Origin of the sequence: Paraburkholderia aromaticivorans, from assembly GCF_002278075.1 — a bacterium.
In the GTDB taxonomy this organism is placed as follows: domain Bacteria; phylum Pseudomonadota; class Gammaproteobacteria; order Burkholderiales; family Burkholderiaceae; genus Paraburkholderia; species Paraburkholderia aromaticivorans.
The window spans coordinates 1519257-1535317 of the sequence record NZ_CP022990.1 but is presented as its reverse complement, the minus strand read 5'-3'; the positions used below and the strand labels follow the sequence as shown (position 1 = coordinate 1535317).

17 protein-coding genes are annotated in these 16061 nt (G+C 64.3%); 8 read left to right on the top strand and 9 right to left on the bottom strand.

Going from position 1 to position 16061, the window contains the following annotated elements; genetic code table 11:
- Positions 1-47: 47 nt before the first annotated feature.
- The 6 genes from CJU94_RS26590 to CJU94_RS26565 form a co-directional block, all read right to left on the bottom strand.
- Positions 48-284, bottom strand: coding sequence for a tautomerase family protein (locus CJU94_RS26590; protein ID WP_095421614.1), 237 nt, complete (start codon positions 282-284; stop codon positions 48-50).
- Positions 285-345: 61 nt separating this feature from the next.
- The gene (locus tag CJU94_RS26585; RefSeq protein ID WP_095421613.1) at positions 346-1056 is read right to left on the bottom strand and encodes an SDR family NAD(P)-dependent oxidoreductase; all 711 of its coding nucleotides are present in this window, start codon (positions 1054-1056) and stop codon (positions 346-348) included.
- Between the two features lie 207 nt (positions 1057-1263).
- A complete protein-coding gene (locus CJU94_RS26580; RefSeq protein ID WP_095421612.1) occupies positions 1264-2427 on the bottom strand; it encodes a patatin-like phospholipase family protein in 1164 nt (387 codons plus the stop codon).
- A 230-nt stretch (positions 2428-2657) separates the two neighbouring features.
- Positions 2658-3041, bottom strand: coding sequence for a hypothetical protein (locus CJU94_RS26575; RefSeq protein ID WP_095422808.1), 384 nt, complete (start codon positions 3039-3041; stop codon positions 2658-2660).
- Positions 3042-3114: 73 nt separating this feature from the next.
- A complete protein-coding gene (locus CJU94_RS26570) occupies positions 3115-3558 on the bottom strand; it encodes a hypothetical protein (protein WP_095421611.1) in 444 nt (147 codons plus the stop codon).
- 155 nt (positions 3559-3713) lie between these two features.
- Positions 3714-4538 carry an isocitrate lyase/PEP mutase family protein gene (locus tag CJU94_RS26565; protein ID WP_095421610.1) on the bottom strand — a complete coding sequence of 275 codons (825 nt, stop codon included), beginning with the start codon at positions 4536-4538 and terminating at the stop codon, positions 3714-3716.
- Positions 4539-4846: 308 nt separating this feature from the next.
- Here CJU94_RS26565 and CJU94_RS26560 point away from each other — a divergent pair, with 308 nt between their 5' ends.
- Positions 4847-5701 (top strand): phytanoyl-CoA dioxygenase family protein, encoded by an 855-nt coding sequence (locus CJU94_RS26560; protein ID WP_095421609.1) that lies wholly within the window; start codon positions 4847-4849, stop codon positions 5699-5701.
- Positions 5702-5770: 69 nt separating this feature from the next.
- Here the strand turns inward: CJU94_RS26560 and CJU94_RS26555 are convergent, their stop codons facing one another.
- On the bottom strand, positions 5771-6682 hold the full coding sequence (locus CJU94_RS26555; RefSeq protein ID WP_095421608.1) for a LysR family transcriptional regulator: 912 nt from the start codon (positions 6680-6682) through the stop codon (positions 5771-5773).
- Between the two features lie 93 nt (positions 6683-6775).
- Here CJU94_RS26555 and CJU94_RS26550 point away from each other — a divergent pair, with 93 nt between their 5' ends.
- Positions 6776-7729 carry a nitrilase-related carbon-nitrogen hydrolase gene (locus CJU94_RS26550; protein ID WP_095422807.1) on the top strand — a complete coding sequence of 318 codons (954 nt, stop codon included), beginning with the start codon at positions 6776-6778 and terminating at the stop codon, positions 7727-7729.
- Positions 7730-7743: 14 nt separating this feature from the next.
- On the opposite strand, the gene CJU94_RS26545 is transcribed toward CJU94_RS26550, so the two are convergent.
- The gene (locus CJU94_RS26545; protein ID WP_095421607.1) at positions 7744-8616 is read right to left on the bottom strand and encodes a LysR family transcriptional regulator; all 873 of its coding nucleotides are present in this window, start codon (positions 8614-8616) and stop codon (positions 7744-7746) included.
- A 191-nt stretch (positions 8617-8807) separates the two neighbouring features.
- On the opposite strand from CJU94_RS26545, the gene CJU94_RS26540 reads away from it, so the two are divergent.
- The 6 genes from CJU94_RS26540 (at position 8808) to CJU94_RS26510 (ending at position 15009) form a co-directional block, all read left to right on the top strand.
- Positions 8808-9773, top strand: coding sequence for a sugar ABC transporter substrate-binding protein (locus CJU94_RS26540; RefSeq protein ID WP_095421606.1), 966 nt, complete (start codon positions 8808-8810; stop codon positions 9771-9773).
- Positions 9774-9845: 72 nt separating this feature from the next.
- Positions 9846-11459 (top strand): sugar ABC transporter ATP-binding protein, encoded by a 1614-nt coding sequence (locus tag CJU94_RS26535; protein ID WP_095421605.1) that lies wholly within the window; start codon positions 9846-9848, stop codon positions 11457-11459.
- Positions 11460-11461: 2 nt separating this feature from the next.
- The gene (locus tag CJU94_RS26530; RefSeq protein ID WP_095421604.1) at positions 11462-12463 is read left to right on the top strand and encodes an ABC transporter permease; all 1002 of its coding nucleotides are present in this window, start codon (positions 11462-11464) and stop codon (positions 12461-12463) included.
- A 134-nt stretch (positions 12464-12597) separates the two neighbouring features.
- Positions 12598-13536, top strand: a complete 939-nt coding sequence (gene rbsK / locus CJU94_RS26525; RefSeq protein ID WP_095421603.1) for a ribokinase — start codon at positions 12598-12600, stop codon at positions 13534-13536.
- A 120-nt stretch (positions 13537-13656) separates the two neighbouring features.
- Positions 13657-14517, top strand: a complete 861-nt coding sequence (locus CJU94_RS26520) for a sugar phosphate isomerase/epimerase family protein (protein ID WP_095421602.1) — start codon at positions 13657-13659, stop codon at positions 14515-14517.
- Between the two features lie 285 nt (positions 14518-14802).
- Positions 14803-15009 carry a hypothetical protein gene (locus CJU94_RS26510; protein WP_095421600.1) on the top strand — a complete coding sequence of 69 codons (207 nt, stop codon included), beginning with the start codon at positions 14803-14805 and terminating at the stop codon, positions 15007-15009.
- 367 nt (positions 15010-15376) lie between these two features.
- Here the strand turns inward: CJU94_RS26510 and CJU94_RS26500 are convergent, their stop codons facing one another.
- Positions 15377-15943 carry a cysteine hydrolase family protein gene (locus tag CJU94_RS26500; RefSeq protein ID WP_095421598.1) on the bottom strand — a complete coding sequence of 189 codons (567 nt, stop codon included), beginning with the start codon at positions 15941-15943 and terminating at the stop codon, positions 15377-15379.
- Between the last annotated feature and the right edge of the window lie 118 nt (positions 15944-16061).

The window sequence follows — 16061 nt, the reverse complement described above, 5'->3', positions numbered from 1 at the left end:
AACTGCCTGAAAACGACTAGAGGGTTGCGCGATGCACGCGCCGACGCTCAACCCGGCTTCTGCTCGAGCTGCTTGCGATACGCTAGAACCGGCAAGCCGCCCCAGCCCCAATTCCCGGTGTCCACTTCCTCGATGACGACGAAGGTCGATGCGAGCGGCTTGTGCAGCACGTCCAGCAGCAACTGGCTGACTCCTGCGATGAGTTGGGCTTTTTCGTCGGCCGTGACGGCATCGTTGCCGGGTTTGGAACCCTCGCGGGTGACCTGAATCGTGACGATAGGCATGTCGTGCTCCGTTGTCCTCGGTTGACTTGAAGGGCGCCGCCCGGCGACGCCCCTGGCGTGATCAGTGGCCTGCGCTCTGGCCGCCGTCGACGTGCAGGATTTCACCTGTCACGAACGGCGCCGAATCCAGGTACAACACCGCGCCCACGATATCGCTCATTTCACCCATGTGTCCGACCGGGTGCAGCGCGCCGAGCGCGGCATGGGTCTCTTGCGGATGCATCGGCGACTTGATGATGCCCGGCGAAACGGCGTTTGCGCGAATGCCCTTCTTTGCGTATTCGATTGCAAGCGACTTCGTGGCCGAGTTCAGGCCGCCCTTGGTCAGCGAGGCCAGCACCGAGGGCACGCCGTCGATGGCGTGGTCGGTCAGGCTCGTCGTGATGCTGACCACGTGACCGCTCGCATTTTTTTCCATCTCGGCAATGGCGAGCTGCGTGATATGGAAGAAGCCGGCGAGGTTCACGGCGGTGACGGCGGCGTAGTCTTCGGCCGTGTATTGGGTGAAGGGCTTGGCGACGAAAATGCCGGCATTGTTGACGAGCGTGTCGATGCGGCCAAAACGGGCAATGGCTTCGGAAATCACGCGTTGCGCGGTGGCCCGCTCGGCGATATCGCCTGCCACGGTCAAGAGGTTGGGATCGTCCGAAGGCTTGACCGAACGCGCGGTTGCGACGACCCGGTAGTCGAGCTTGCGAAACGCGTTGACCAGTTCGGCGCCAATGCCTTGTGATGCACCCGTAACGACGATGACCTTTTGTGAGTTGCTCATGGCTGAATCTCCAGATAGGTAACTTGGGATCAAATGCTGATCGGGCCAGCGGCTCCGATGGGTATGAAATCTAGGCGCATCGGCGCCGATTTCGAACACCCGCCATGGACAAACAGTCTTGCGTGCGAGGTACAAATGGATTGCGCGGCGGGCGCCCGGGCAATCCTGATGCCGCGGCCGCGCGGCGACCTGCGGCGCTGATGCGGTTTATTCCCGGCTGTCCGCCGAGGCCATGCGATAGACCGAGATGCCTTCCATCGGGTCCAGGGTTTCGCGCCAGGGCGCGCGCTTGAGCAGGCGGGCCGTGTCCTCATAGCCCGCGAGCCAGCGCCGCTTGATCCCCGCCGACGAAAAATCGATGTCGCGGTTCAGGTCGTCGTTATCGAATGCCGGTGCATCGAGTTCCAGCACTTGCATCGTCGTGCCGCAGCCCCAGTCGAGCAGTTCCCGCACCTCCGGCGCGTCGCGTTTCTCTTTGGGCAGGTGCTGGCCGAGTTCACGAATCACGTGACGAAGGCGGTGAATCTGCTTCTGCCGATCGAGATGGCTCTCCGCGCGGCTCGAATACTGAATGTCGCGTTGCCGGCTCATGACTTGCAGGATCGATTCGGGCTCGGGACCGCTAGATGGCCACAACTGCACCGAAAAAATCACCGAGTCGCGTCGCGGCCGGTCGTCGAGCACGGCTTCGAGCGGCGTGTTCGAATAGATGCCGCCGTCCCAGTACGATTCGCCTTCCAGCCGCACCGCCGGGAAGCCGGGTGGAAAAGCGGCGGAGGCCATCACGTGGTCGACGTCCAGTTGCGCGTCGCGATTGGTGAAGTACCGCATGCGGCCACTGCGGACATTGACTGTGCCGACGGTGAGCCGCGTCGTCTTCTGATTCAGATAGTCGAAGTCGATTAGCGAGGACAATGTTTCGCGCAGTGGTCCCGTCGAATAGAACGCCGCTCGATCGGGGCGAACACGGGTCTGAATGCCCGCCCAGCTCTGCCACTGCGGGGTGAAAAACGACGGCACACCTTGAGTGACCGTAGCGAAGTCGCGCAGCCAGGTCGCGAGTCCGGGCAACCAGTTTGCCGCCTCGACGCCATGACATGCCACGCCGTTCCAGAACTGCGTCAACCGGGCCATGCGGTTCTCGGGCGGATTGCCCGCGATGATCGCGCCGTTGACCGCGCCGATCGACGTGCCGATGACCCAGTGAGGTTCGACTTTGCCGTCATGAAGTGCCTGATACACCCCCGCCTGGTAGGCGCCGAGGGCGCCGCCCCCCTGGAAAACCAGCACGATCTGGCCGGGGATGTTCGGTGCGGCGTCCGGCCCGTCGGCTGCGCTGGTCTGGCGTTCGACGCGCGTCTTGTTGCCCATGACAAACCTCCGGATCAAATGCTGCGGTGCCGTTGATTCTGCCACGGTACGGCTGGCGTGACGTTCGCGCCAACCTTGCGCTGGATTTGCCGCGCCGGGTCGAAATTCGCTACCGGTGAATCACGGCGCTCATCCCGCCCCCGCTTCGGCCGATATTTATTTCGGTATGCATATCGTATGGGGAGTCGGCTAGGTCGATCGGGCAGTATCGAGCGGCTGGACGCGCTGTCCTACGCCTTCGGCAGAGTCGATGTCTTGCTCCGCCTGCGCGGCTTCGGCTCGACGCCCACGCGCGGATCGCGTGCGAGCACGAGCGTCGTCAGCCTTTGCGCGACGGTCTCGAACGCCGGATCGTCCTGCGGCACATAGAGCCACTTGCCGAGCACCGGATGCGGCCGCAGAGCAGGCATTTCATCGATGAGCGCGGCATGGCGCTCCTGCGATGTGCACACCAGCAGGCCGTTCCAGGGCGCGTCGCCATCGGCGGCGACGAGACATAAGAGTCCGTCGATATAAGCGGCGTCGCTGCCGAACATCCGCTTGCTGAGGTAGGTCGAATCGCGCTCGAACGCGTCGAAGATCCAGACGAGCGAGTTGCGCACAGACGAAGGCATCGGCGTGAAGTCCAGGGCGACATGGGCGAAGAGGAGCGAAAAGCATAGCACCACGCCGCCCGGGCATCGCACGTCAACGCGTGCAGATCACCGCGGTCAGCAGGAACGGAATGACCATATGCACCTTGGCGGTGCTCCCGGCCGCGAGCACGCGCGCCTGGACCGACTCGCTCGGTCCGGATAGCACGGCGCCGTACAGCGGACCGGCGAGGGCCTCGCCGCGGCCTTTCTTGAACATGCCGTCGTCCGGTTCGTAACCGAGCACGGCATAGACGCGAAACCCGAAGGCTGTCATATCGCTGCCATGTACCGGCTTGAACGCGTTGACCGAATTCGTGTCGACCCGCATGGGATTGGGTTCGATGTACTTGTCGTCGATGAGCTGCCCGATGAAATCGTGGGGGCGCGACTGACAGTCGAATTGCGCGTCAAGCGTGTACGCGTGCGAGGCCGTCGGGTAGAAGCCGACGCTCGAGGCGAGTAGTGCTGCAGCTGCAGTAAGAGAACGTGGTGCCATGGCTGACATGCCTGAACTGCGCGCATCGACCGGCCGGATGCGCGCTAGTCATCAGTTTCTCATGTCCTTGCCTTGAGCGTACGTGCGTCAGCGAACCATGGCTGCGCCGGGCGGCCCGGTTCGCACCGGCAGCCGGTCGATGCGTCGCCGTGCTGTTACGTGCGGTCCCGGAACAGATCGTTGAGTTGCGAGCCGGAAGCCGCGCCGGCAAAGCCGTCGAAGCGTCCCTGGACGAGCGACTGCGCGGCCTGCATGAACCCGCCCCATGCCGCCCGCGCCAATGCGCCGCCGACGCTGATGCGCCGTACGCCGAGCGCGGCCACGTCCTTGAGCGTGAATGCCGATGTCGAACCGATCAGCAGGTTGACGGGCTTCGGCGCCACGGCGGCGACCACCGCTTCGATCTGCTCGCGCGTCTGAATGCCTGGCGCATACAGGCAGTCGGCGCCGGCCGCGGCATAGGCCTTGAGGCGCGCGATCGTATCGTCGAGATCGGGTGCGCCGGCGAGGAAGTTCTCCGCCCGGCCGATCAACAGCGTCTCGCCGCCGGTCGCGTCGATGGCGCGGCGCGCCGCGGCGATCCGCTCGACGGCGACATCGATCGAAAACAGCGGCGCGTCGGCCTCGCCGGTGGAGTCTTCGATCGACAGGCCGGCAACGCCGGTGTCGACGGCCAGCCTGACGCTTTCAGCGACTTCGGCCGGATCGCGGCCGAAGCCGTTCTCGAAGTCCGCGTTGACCGGCAGATCCGTTGCTTCGACCATCTCGCGCAAGTGCACGAGGATGGCCTCGCGCGGCAATGTGTTGTCGGCGTGACCGGTTGACCATGCGAAGCCGGAACTGGTCGTGGCGAGCGCCTGGAAGCCGAGGGTTTGCAGATAGCGCGCGCTGCCGGCATCCCATGGATTGGGCAGGACGAAACAACCGGAGCTGTGCAATGCCTTGAAGGCGGCGCGTTTCTCGACTACGGTGCGGGACATGCGTATCTCCTGAAACGGACGAGCGTGAGGCGCTCGTATTGTTGTGCGGCAGGGAGGCAGTGGGCTTCATCATCCGTGAATTTCGGCCGGTTGTGTCGGATATACGTAGGTTCGGAAAGGCAACGCCGGCAGCCGTGGACGGCGCGCCGCGCGGTCGTGGACCGGGCGCGGTGCGTCATCGAAAATGGAAAATAAATTCCATTATTATTTATTTGGCAATTATTCTTGCAGAACCGCCGGATCGTCTTCTATGCTTGACGTCAAACGCAGCCGCAACGCAAACGCGGCGCGGCTCACAGGAGACAGTCGTGGACAGGATCGAACCAGACGACGCCACACCGGCCGTGGTGGTCGAGGCACTGACGCGCGGCCCCGGCGCGATCTGCCTGCGCGGGTTGTTCAGCGAGAGCCAGGTTGCCGAAGCACGCCGCGTGGTGATGGCCCATTCGGAAGACCGCGCGCAAACCGTCACGCATTTCCAGGGACAGGCGGCGCAGGAGCAGCGGCTTCACCTGCAGCGGCGCGTGTGGAATCTGCTCGCCAAGGGCGACGTATTCTCCGAGATGTCGGAGCAGCCTGTGATCGTCGAGGCGATGCGGCGCTTTCTCGGCGACGACTTCATCATGGGCTCGATCGCGGCCAACCGTATTCTGCCCGGCGGGCCCGGCCAGGAACCGCACATCGATTACCCGTACTGGGACTACCACATGCCGGACACGTTTCCGCTTGGCATCAACACGTCGTTTCCGCTCAATGCGCAGGTGACGATTCCGCTCGATCCCTTTACGGCCGAGACAGGCGCGACGGCCTTCGTGCCGCACACCCAGCACGAACTGCGCTATCCGGCTGACGGCGACCGGTTCTTCGAGCGCTGCCAACGCATGACGGCCGAGCCGGGCGACGCCGTCGTGTTCTTCGGCGCGACGTGGCATTGCGCGATGCCCAATCGCAGCGCGCAGGACCGCAGCGCCGTGCTGATCCAGTACCTGCCGAAGTTCGTGAAGCCGATGGAAGACCTGCGCGCGATGGTGGGCGAAGACTTCGTCAAGCGAGCGAGCCCGACGATGCGTCAGCTGCTTGGCCTGAATTTTCCCTACCCGCAGAACCTCGACGAGATTGCCGTGGCGACCAACGCCGAGGGCCGCACGAACGCGATGCGTTGACGCAGCGCCATCGGCGGCCTTCGTTGAACGATCACGGAGGCTTCTGGCGCATCCAGTGCGCGGGTAGGACTATGAGTTGGGATCGCGCTGGTGGGTGGAGTTCGCGCGCAGGGATTTCTTCGCCGCGCGAACGAATGCGACGAATCGGGCCACCGCCGGATCGTCACGTGTGGCATGCCACGCCAGTCCGACTCGCCACCGGCCGGCGGCGTCGCGCAGCGGCAGCACCCTTGCGTCGCGCAACAGGTATTGCGCCCGCGAGGGCAGGAACGCCGCGCCGACACCCGCCGCCACGCCGGCCAGCACGGTCTGAATGTCGTCGGCTTGCTGGATCACTTTGGGCACGAAGCCATGTTCACCGCACCAGTGATCGATTTGCGCTGCCAGTCCCGGGCCGCGTCCGCGTGACAGCGCAATGAACCCGAGCTCGTTCAATTCCTTCAGATTCGACGGAACGCGTTTCCAGCGCGCGTGCTGCGGTATCGCCAATGCCAGTGCCTCGTCGAGAATCGGCAACGTGGACAGGCCGGCGTCAGCCGGCAAGCGCAGGAACCCGATGTCGAGCTTGCCGGTGAGAAGCCGCCGGCTTTGTTCCGCCGAAGAAAGATCGTTGAGCGTGACGCTGACAGCGGGATGCAGCTTGCGGAATCGGGCAATCAGTTGCGGCGCCTCGGTCAGGGTCGAGAGTCCGAGACCGACGCGCAGATAGCCGCGCGTTCCACTGCTCGCTTCGCGGGCACGCGCAAGGATATTGTCCGCGTCACGGACCAGCGCTTCGGCGTCGGCAAGAAACGCTTCGCCGAATACCGTCAGTTCCGCGCCGTGCCGGCCGCGCTCGAACAGCCGCGCGCCAAGGCTCGCTTCCAGTGCCACGATCTGCTTGCTCAGCGCGGGCTGGCTGACGCAAAGCGCCTCCGCCGCATGACCGAAATGCCGGAGTTCGGTGACGGTCAGAAAGGCGCGCAATAATTTGAGTTCCATTCCACCAAGTGATTGAACGCATAGAATTTTTCATTTTACTTATCGAAGCCGCGGCGGTCCAATGGGATCGTTGTGTCCGTCACGGTCGTGAAAATGTCTTGTTCCGCTGTTGCATCGCTTCGGGTTGCGGCCATTCCGCTCGTTTCACGGCCCGGCGACCCGCCCCACGACGTCGCGCGCATTGTGGACGGGCTGGCGCTTGCCGCTCGGGACGATATCGCGCTCGCGTTATTTCCGGAGGTGTGTCTCGATAGCCACGGCAGCATGGCGAAGCTTCATCGCGCCGATCTCGATGCGCTCGCCGAACCGCTTGACGGACCGTCGATCAGCGCGGTTGCCGACGCAGTCGAACGCCTTGGCGTGGCGGCTGGCGTCGGCTTTGTCGAGCGAGCCGCAGGCGGACGCTTGTTCAACAGCTACGCCGTTTGCCTGCCCGACGGGGCGCGGCATTGCCACCGCAAGCTGCATGCGTTCGGGCATCGGCGGATCAGCAACGGCGACCGGTTCACCGTCTTCGATACGGCGTGGGGCGTTCGCGTCGGCATTCTGATCGGCGACGACAATAGTCTGGTCGAGAACGCGCGTATGACGGCGCTCATGGGCGCGACGCTGCTGCTCGCCCCGCATCGCAGCGCCGGCGTGAAGCGTGGCGGCGATCGCTCGACGCAGCCGGTGCCGATGGAACAGTCGCTGCGATGCTGGCTGCCGGCGCGCGCAGCCGACAACGGCATGTTCGTCGTCTCCAGCGAAGGCGGGGAAACCGACGGCCGCGAACGGTCGGGCGGGGCGGGGATGATCGTCGATCCATACGGCCGCGTGCTTGCCGCGAGCCGTGCGGCGGACGCGCTCATTGCCGCCGATCTGGAGATGGGCTTGATCGATGAAAGCGCCGGGCAGCAATGGCTGATGGCCCGTCGCCCGGAACTCTACGGCTTGCTGACCCGATCCGGCCATCATGCGACGGATTTCGAGCCACGCCGCGCCGCTTCCCGAGGCGCAGTCGCGATCAGTTTTGCGCAGGTCGGGCGCGATCGACCGATACGGTAGCGTTCATCGAGACGCTAGCGGAAGATCTCGGCAATCAGGTTCGCCACGGTCCGGATCCGCTCGCTGTCGCGCAAAGCCGGATGGAGCACCATCCACACGTCCTGATCGAGCGCCTTGATATGCTTCTCCACGCAGACGAGGTCGCTCGTCGTGTCGCCGGCCAACTGGGCGAGGACGCCGAGCCCGGAGCCGCCCAGCACGCCATCGAATACGCCCATGCCGTAGCTGCTGCGAAGCGACGGCGCCGGCGCGCCCGGCAGCGTTTTTAGCCACTGCGTGGCCGGGTGATCGGGCTGCCGGTCGTCGTAACCGACGAACGACAGCTTGTCCCATTCTTTCTTCACGATCGCCGCCCGGTGGCGCAGGTAGTAGTCGCGCGAGCCGAACAGCCCGAAGCGGATTCGCCCGATCCGCCGAACGTACAGGTCGCCTTCTTCAGGGCACTCGGACCACAGCGCGATGTCCGCCTCGCGCCGTGCGAGGCTATAGGGACGGCGCGAAGTGAGCACTTCGATCGCGAGCCCGGGCAGTCGGTCCTGAAACGAGCCGAGCAGCTTCAGCAAAATATACGACGGCCATTCGACGGCGTTGATCCGCACCGTGCCGTGCGCGGCCGCGCCGCCGTTCACGTCCGCGGCGCGTTCGATCTGATGAGCGAGGTCCTCCATCTGCTCCGCCCAGGCCCGCACCCGGGCGCCGAACGCAGTCACCGTGCAGCCCGACGGCACCCGGTCGATGAGCGGTTCGCCCAGCCGTCTTTCCAGCTCGGTGAGGCGGCGCGACAGGGTGGGCGCGCTCAGATCGCAGGCCGCCGCGGCCGATCGCATCGTTCCCTCACGGGCGATGGCCACCAGAATTCGAAGGTCGTCCCAGTCGACGTGTTCCATTTTTGAAACGATAGGTTTTGAAATTTGGCATAGCATAACGCACTTCGCGAGGATAGGATTGCAGCTGGCCATACTTGCCCGGCATACGGGACGACCCGGAAGGTTCAGCCAGTGGCGGCAAGTGCGGCGTTCCCGACCATCACACGACTCAACGGCTCTCAGTAGACCGAACGAGCGATACGGAGACATCCATGATTCGCCATTTCCTCCCCGCGCGGCGTCGCGCCATCGCAGCCGGCGCAGCCTTCCTCGCCGTGTCGATTCTGCCGATGCCGGCGGCCTTCGCCCAGGCCGCCCATAAACCGAAAGTCGCGCTTGTCATGAAGTCGCTGGCGAACGAATTCTTCCTGACCATGGAAACGGGTGCCAAGGATTATCAGAAGCAGAATCCGGCGAAGTTCGACCTGGTCACCAACGGCATCAAGGACGAGACGGACACCGCGAACCAGATTCGTATCGTCGAGCAGATGATCGTCTCGAAGGTGGACGCGCTGGTGATCGCGCCGGCCGACTCCAAGGCGCTGGTGCCGGTCCTGAAGAAAGCGGTCGACGCCGGCATCATCGTGGTCAATATCGACAACAAGCTGGACCCGGACGTCCTCAAGTCGAAAGACCTGAATATCCCGTTCGTCGGGCCGGATAACGCGAAGGGCGCACAAAAGGTGGGCGACTACCTGGCCAAGCACCTGAAGTCGGGCGACAACGTCGGCATTATCGAAGGCGTCTCGACCACCACCAATGCGCAGCAACGCACGGCCGGCTTCAAGCAGGCCATGGCGTCGGGCGGCATGAAGGTCGTCTCGCTGCAATCGGGCGAATGGGAAATCGACAAGGGCAACGCCGTGGCGAGCCAGATCCTCAACGCGAACCCGGACGTCAAGGCATTGCTGTGCGGCAACGACAACATGGCGATCGGCGCCGTGTCGGCGGTGCGCGCGGCAGGCAAGGCCGGCAAGGTGCAGGTGGTGGGCTACGACGACATCAACGCGATCAAGCCCATGCTCGCCGACGGCCGTGTTCTCGCCACCGCCAATCAGTACGCCGCCAAACAGGCCGTGTTCGGTATCGACACGGCTTTGAAGGCACTCTCCGCACACAAGAAACAGTCTGAATTGTCCGGCGTCGTCGAAACGCCTGTCGATCTGGTCACCAAGTAAGCGTGGTGCAACACGTGGCCTGCTCCGTCAAGGGGCCACGCTGACTGATTTCTGTCCAGTTCGATCACTCCGATGTCCACTCCCATTCCCTCCCTTGCCGATGCCCCGCCTGTATTGCGTGTTCAGGGCATTGGCAAGACCTACGCCGAGCCCGTGCTCGCCGACGTATCGCTGGAATTGCGCGCGGGCGAAGTGCTGGCCCTGACCGGTGAAAACGGCGCGGGCAAGAGCACCTTGTCCAAAATCATAGGCGGCCTCGTCACGCCGACTACCGGCTCGATGACCCTGGGCGGCGCGGCCTATGCGCCGGAGAGCCGCAAGGACGCCGAGGCGCTCGGCGTGCGCATGGTCATGCAGGAGTTGAACCTGCTGCCGACCCTCACGGTGGCGGAAAATCTCTTTCTGAACCGTTTGCCGCGGCGCGGCATGTTCGGCTGGATCGACCGCGCCACTCTGCGCGAGAACGCGCGGCACGCAATGGCGCAAGTCGGGCTCGACGCGATCGATCCCGACACGCTGGTCGGCACGCTCGGTATCGGGCATCAGCAGATGGTCGAGATCGCGCGGAATCTGATCGGCGACTGCCGCGTGCTGATTCTCGACGAACCGACCGCGATGCTGACCGCTCGCGAAGTCGATCTGCTGTTCGAACAGGTCGAGCGGCTCAAGGCGCGCGGCGTCGCGCTGGTGTACATCTCGCACCGGCTGGAAGAATTGAAACGAATCGCACGGCGCGCTGCCGTGCTGCGCGACGGCCGCCTCGTGCATGTCGACGAGATGGCCAATCTCACCACCGATCGTCTCGTGACGCTGATGGTGGGGCGCGATATCGGCGACAGAATCGATCTCGGCGAGCGGCGTATCGGCGAGGTGGCGTTCAAGGTCAGTGGCATGACGCGCGAGCCGGTGGTGCGCGAGGTGTCCTTCGAGGTCAAGTCCGGCGAGATTTTCGGCATCAGCGGGCTGATCGGCGCAGGCCGCACGGAGCTGATGCGGCTCATTTACGGCGCGGACCGCGCGGACGCCGGCACGGTGTCGATCGGGCGTCAAGGTGGCGCGCCCGAGCCCGTGGCGATCGCCTCGCCGGCTGACGCCGTGAACCACGGCATCGCGCTGATCACCGAAGATCGCAAAGGCGAGGGACTGTTGCTGACCCAACCGATCGCCGCCAATATTTCGCTCGGCCACCTGCGCGCGGTGTCGAGCAAGGGCGTGGTGGACGGCCGTCGCGAGGCGGCATTGGCGCACCGGCAGATCGACGCCATGCGCATCCGCAGCGCCGGGCCGTCGCAGCCGGTGTCGGAGCTGTCGGGCGGCAACCAGCAGAAGGTGGTGATCGGCCGGTGGCTCGCGCGCGACTGCACGGTGCTGCTGTTCGACGAACCCACGCGCGGCATCGACGTCGGCGCCAAGTTCGATATTTATGCATTGATGGGCGCGCTGGCTCGCGAAGGTCGGGCTCTCGTGGTCGTATCGAGCGATCTGCGCGAATTGATGGCGATTTGCGACCGGATCGGGGTGATGTCGGCGGGGCGGATGACCGGCCTGTTCGAGCGCGGCAACTGGACTCAGGACGCGCTGCTGGCCGCGGCGTTCGCGGGCTACGCGAAGCGCGAGGACCTGTTGCACGCGCCGATCGAACCCGACGCCAAAGCGCCCGACGAAAGTAAATTTGTGGAGCATTGAGTATGACCGTGGAAACCAGCCTGCCTACCTTGCAGAACGAACCGCCAAAAAATGCGAAGCCGCTCGGCGCGCGCCTCGGAGTGTCGAACTACCTCGGACTGCTCGGTGCGCTCCTTGGGATGATCGTGCTGTTCTCGCTGCTGAGTTCGCACTTCCTCACCTACGACACGTTCAGCACGATCGCGAATCAGATTCCCGATCTCGTCGTGATGTCGATCGGCATGACCTTCGTACTGGTCATTGCCGGCATCGACCTGTCGGTCGGCTCGGTGCTGGCGCTCGGCGCGGCGCTCACGAGCGTCGCGGCCTTGCAGTGGCATTGGGCGGCGTTGCCCGCGGCCTTGCTCGGCATGGCGGGTGCGACGCTGACAGGCTGTGTGACCGGCGCGATAACGGTGGCCTGGCGAATTCCGTCGTTCATCGTGTCGCTCGGCGTGCTGGAAGCGGCGCGTGGTCTCGCGTATCAGCTGACCAACTCGCGCACGGCCTATATCGGCGACGCGTTCGATTTTCTCTCCAACCCCATCGCGTTCGGCATCTCGCCGGCGTTCATCATTGCCATTGCCGTGATGGTCGCGGCGCAGTTCGTGTTGACGCGCACGGTCTTCGGCCGCTATCTGGTCGGCATCGGTACGAATGAGGAGGCGGTGCGCCTTGCGGGCGTCAATCCGCGGCCCTACAAGATAGCCGTATTCGCGATGATGGGTCTGCTGGCCGGTCTTGCTTCGCTGTTCCAGATCTCGCGGCTCGAAGCCGCGGACCCGAATGCCGGGCAGGGTATCGAATTGCAGGTGATCGCGGCTGTGGTGATCGGCGGAACGAGTCTGATGGGCGGGCGCGGGTCGGTGACGAGCACGTTCTTTGGGGTGTTGATCATTTCGGTGCTGGCCGCGGGGCTCGCTCAGATCGGCGCGACCGAGCCGACCAAGCGCATCATTACGGGAGCTGTCATTGTCGTGGCTGTCGTGCTGGATACTTATCGAAGCCGGCGTCGCGCCGCATAATTGGGTTATTCAGTGCAGGGGTGGTGACCGCTTTGCGTGGGACCCGAGTAAGCGCTAAAGCGCTAACTCGGGTCGACCGCTGTGCATGGGACCCGAGTAAGCGCTAAAGCGCTAACTCGGGTCGACAGGAGAAAATGAAAGTGTCGAAAGAAACGAAGCAGGGCCGCGTTCTGGTAGTGGGCAGCATCAATACGGATCTCGTCGCGCGGGCGCCGCATTTGCCGCGCCCAGGCGAGACCATTGGCGGGCACGAGTTCTCCCAGGTTGCCGGCGGCAAGGGCGGGAATCAGGCTGTCGCGGCCGCGCGCATCGGCGCGCAGGTGGCCATGGTCGGCTGCGTCGGAAGCGACGCGAACGGCGCGCAACGGGTCAAGGACCTGGAAGCGGAAGGTATCGACTGCAGCGGGGTCGAGGTCCATCCGACCCAGCCGACCGGCGTCGCCATGGTGACGGTGTCGGACGACGGTCAGAATACGATCGTCGTGGTCGCAGGCAGTAACGGCGAACTCACGCCGCAGGGCGTGGCTCGCCACGAGGCTGCGATCAAGGCCTGCGATGTCGTGGTTTGCCAGCTCGAGACGCCGTGGGATTCGGTTCATGCAACGCTCGCGCTGGCTCGCAGGCTGGGCAAGATCACCGTGCTGAACCCGGCGCCGGCAACGGGGCCGCTGCCGGCGGAGTGGCTGCCGCTCGTCGACTACCTCGTGCCGAATGAGGTCGAGGCCGCGATTCTGGCCGGCCTGCCGGTCGAATCGCAAAGCGGTGCGCGGCGCGCGGCAACGGAGTTGCAACGAGGCGGCGCGCGCAATGTGATCGTCACGCTCGGCGCGCAGGGCGCCTATCTTCTGGTGGAAGGCGGTGAAGGTATGCATTTCCCCGCGCCGCAAGTGCAAGCGGTCGACACCACGGCTGCTGGCGACACCTTTATCGGTGTTTTCGCCGCACAACTCGCTGCGCGGCAGCCGCTGGAAGGCGCGATCAATCTCGCACAGCGCGCGGCGTCGATTTCCGTGACGCGCGCCGGCGCGCAGCCTTCGATACCGACTCGCGCGGAAGTCGAAAGCGCGGCCTGACACGGACGCCGGTCGTGACATGAAGCCGTCCGTATTGCCACCTGGGTGGCTCGACGCTGATTTATCGGCACCGTCTCGCGACGGTGATGCTTTGTTAATCACGCTCTCGAATGGACCGGCATGAAACAGCCCAACGCTCGTGCGATTTCTCTCTCGGCATTGACCGTGCTCGAATTGACTCCGCCGCAGATGGTGGAATGCGCGGCGCAGGCAGGCTATGACTGCGTCGGGCTGCGCCTGTTGCCCGCCACCGATCAGGAAGTGCGGCACGAGATCATCGGGGATACGCCGTTCAGACGCGAGACGCTGGCGCGCTTGCGGGACACGGGTATCAAGGTGCTCGACGTCGAGATTCTCCGCCTGAAGCCGGAAACGAATGTGACCGACTACGAGCCGGTGCTCGAGAGCGCCGCAGAACTCGGCGCAAGCTACGTGCTGGTGGCGGGTAACGACCCCGACGAAGCACGCACGGCAGACCGGCTCGCGCAACTCTGCGATCTCGCGAAGCCGCTCGGATTGTCGCCGTCGCTCGAACCGATGCCGTGGACGAACGCGAAAGACATCACCCAGGGCGCCCGTATCGTGAAGGCAGCGGCTCGCAGCAATACTGGCCTCATCATCGACCCGATTCACTTCGACCGTGCCGGTTCGTCGATAGAGGAACTGGGCGCGTTGCCACGCGAGTACTTTGGCTATCTCCAGTTTTGCGACGCGCCCGCGGCGCGCCCAACCGACCTGGAGACGCTGCTCTTCCAGGCCCGCTGCGAGCGAATGATTCCGGGCGAAGGCGGCCTTGACCTTGCCGGCATCCTGCGAGCGCTTCCGGACCATTTGCCGCTCAGCATCGAGGTGCCGATGGAGCAATGGGCAAAGTCCACGCCGGCGGTCCAACGCGCGCGCAGGCTGCGCGAGGCGACGCTGGACGTTCTCGCACGAACCTATGCTGCCGGTTCGACCGGTGCGCCTGACACACGGCAGTAAGTACAAGACCGGCGCCGAAGTCCAGATCTCCGTCTGGAAGATCGTGAAGCTGACGGCCGGTACGGCATTCGCGGATAGCTTGAACGGCGTCTTCTATGGACAAAAGGACGCCACGCACAGGCGCGTCTTCGCCATTCGTGGGGAGACGCGCCAGCGGAAGATGCGGCTTTTCCCGTCGCATGCCTGGACTCATCTCCTTCGACCTGGCAGAATAGGCTACCCGGATGCCGTGTCTCATCGCGAGGCTGCAACCGGTTGGATATCTCTTCAAATAGCAAATGGTGTATGGAATTGAAACGATCGCGGGTCCGCCGTCATGCAATGTGTCCGCCGATCGGTGCGCTGTTGCGCTATCAGACGCGCATCGTCCGCGTCGTGGCAGAAGCGCGCGGGCAGCGTGCAATGATCGAATCGCTCGACACCACGGGCAGGACATTCGTCAGTACCGTGAAGTGGGCCAGTCTGTGTGAGCTCGGTGCGCAGTTGTTCTGATGCCGGACGTCAGCGCGGCGTCTGCCAGATCAGGGAGCGGTCTTATGCGGAAACGGAAGTTCGCAGGAAAGATGGTCGAGGGACCGAGTCTGCAGGAACTGCTGAATCGGCTTGAAGCGGCCCTGGTGAGCATGCCCGAGCGCAGGTCGGTCTGCAAGGCACTGGCGGATCTTAGTAGGACGCTCGGCTCGGCGGGCGAGAAAGCTCCAAGACGGGCCATTCGATCCACGCGTGCGCGCGGGCGGCGCGAGGCGATAGTCGAATCATTGCCACTGTTCTCATGAGTCTGTGAAGAGCCGCGATCTAGCGGCATTGAGCGCGTTCGGTCAAATACGGGCCAGCGGTATCACTTGAACTTGTCCGCGGTTCACGAGCCGGCATTGAGCGCGAAGTCGACCTCGTTGCTCCCGACGACGCCGCCCACGCGGCCCGGTGCGCGTTGATTGCTCCAGTAGAAGTTCGTGTGCGCGATCACGCTTTGCGGTGGCGGCGCGCCCCATGGCGTCGAGTCCACGGTCGTGTGAGCGTCGCCGACCAGAGTCGCGTCATAGCCGCGCGCGAGCGCGCCGTGCAAGGTCGAGCGAATGCACATATCGGTTTGCGCGCCGGTCACGATGAGTTTGCCGACACCCAGCGTTGATAGCACCTGCTCGAGGTCGGTGCTCTCGAATGCGTCACGATAACTCTTTTCAATAATCGCTTCCCCGGGGGCCGGCGATAGTTCGTCGACGATCTGCCACGCGTCGCTCCCGGCCACCAGTTCTTCGTCGCAGTGGCGGACCCAGACGAGCGGCAGGTTCGCGCGGCGCGCTCTCTCGACGAGCACATTGACCGCGCGGAGCACCTCTTGACGTCGATAGGCGCCGGCGACGACGCCGTTTTGAAGATCGATGACGATGAGCGCGGTATTCGGGCGATTGGCGAGCGTAGTCATAGGGTGTCGAGTCGTGTCGGTTTAATCGCAAACCCTGCGAAAGATAGTCTGCTCTTCAGACGGTATTGGAGAATAACTCAGCCGCGCGGCCACGGCCGCCCGTGTGCGGCTACCAGGT

Bases quoted from the DNA above. Each gene is read 5' to 3' on its own strand.
- CJU94_RS26590 (WP_095421614.1), bottom strand. From the start codon at position 284: ATGCCTATCGTCACGATTCAGGTCACCCGCGAGGGTTCCAAACCCGGC.
- CJU94_RS26585 (WP_095421613.1), bottom strand. From the start codon at position 1,056: ATGAGCAACTCACAAAAGGTCATCGTCGTTACGGGTGCATCACAAGGC.
- CJU94_RS26580 (WP_095421612.1), bottom strand. From the start codon at position 2,427: ATGGGCAACAAGACGCGCGTCGAACGCCAGACCAGCGCAGCCGACGGG.
- CJU94_RS26575 (WP_095422808.1), bottom strand. From the start codon at position 3,041: ATGCCTTCGTCTGTGCGCAACTCGCTCGTCTGGATCTTCGACGCGTTC.
- CJU94_RS26570 (WP_095421611.1), bottom strand. From the start codon at position 3,558: ATGGCACCACGTTCTCTTACTGCAGCTGCAGCACTACTCGCCTCGAGC.
- CJU94_RS26565 (WP_095421610.1), bottom strand. From the start codon at position 4,538: ATGTCCCGCACCGTAGTCGAGAAACGCGCCGCCTTCAAGGCATTGCAC.
- CJU94_RS26555 (WP_095421608.1), bottom strand. From the start codon at position 6,682: ATGGAACTCAAATTATTGCGCGCCTTTCTGACCGTCACCGAACTCCGG.
- CJU94_RS26550 (WP_095422807.1), top strand. From the start codon at position 6,776: ATGTCTTGTTCCGCTGTTGCATCGCTTCGGGTTGCGGCCATTCCGCTC.
- CJU94_RS26545 (WP_095421607.1), bottom strand. From the start codon at position 8,616: ATGGAACACGTCGACTGGGACGACCTTCGAATTCTGGTGGCCATCGCC.
- CJU94_RS26540 (WP_095421606.1), top strand. From the start codon at position 8,808: ATGATTCGCCATTTCCTCCCCGCGCGGCGTCGCGCCATCGCAGCCGGC.
- CJU94_RS26535 (WP_095421605.1), top strand. From the start codon at position 9,846: ATGTCCACTCCCATTCCCTCCCTTGCCGATGCCCCGCCTGTATTGCGT.
- CJU94_RS26530 (WP_095421604.1), top strand. From the start codon at position 11,462: ATGACCGTGGAAACCAGCCTGCCTACCTTGCAGAACGAACCGCCAAAA.
- rbsK (WP_095421603.1), top strand. From the start codon at position 12,598: ATGAAAGTGTCGAAAGAAACGAAGCAGGGCCGCGTTCTGGTAGTGGGC.
- CJU94_RS26520 (WP_095421602.1), top strand. From the start codon at position 13,657: ATGAAACAGCCCAACGCTCGTGCGATTTCTCTCTCGGCATTGACCGTG.
- CJU94_RS26510 (WP_095421600.1), top strand. From the start codon at position 14,803: ATGGAATTGAAACGATCGCGGGTCCGCCGTCATGCAATGTGTCCGCCG.
- CJU94_RS26500 (WP_095421598.1), bottom strand. From the start codon at position 15,943: ATGACTACGCTCGCCAATCGCCCGAATACCGCGCTCATCGTCATCGAT.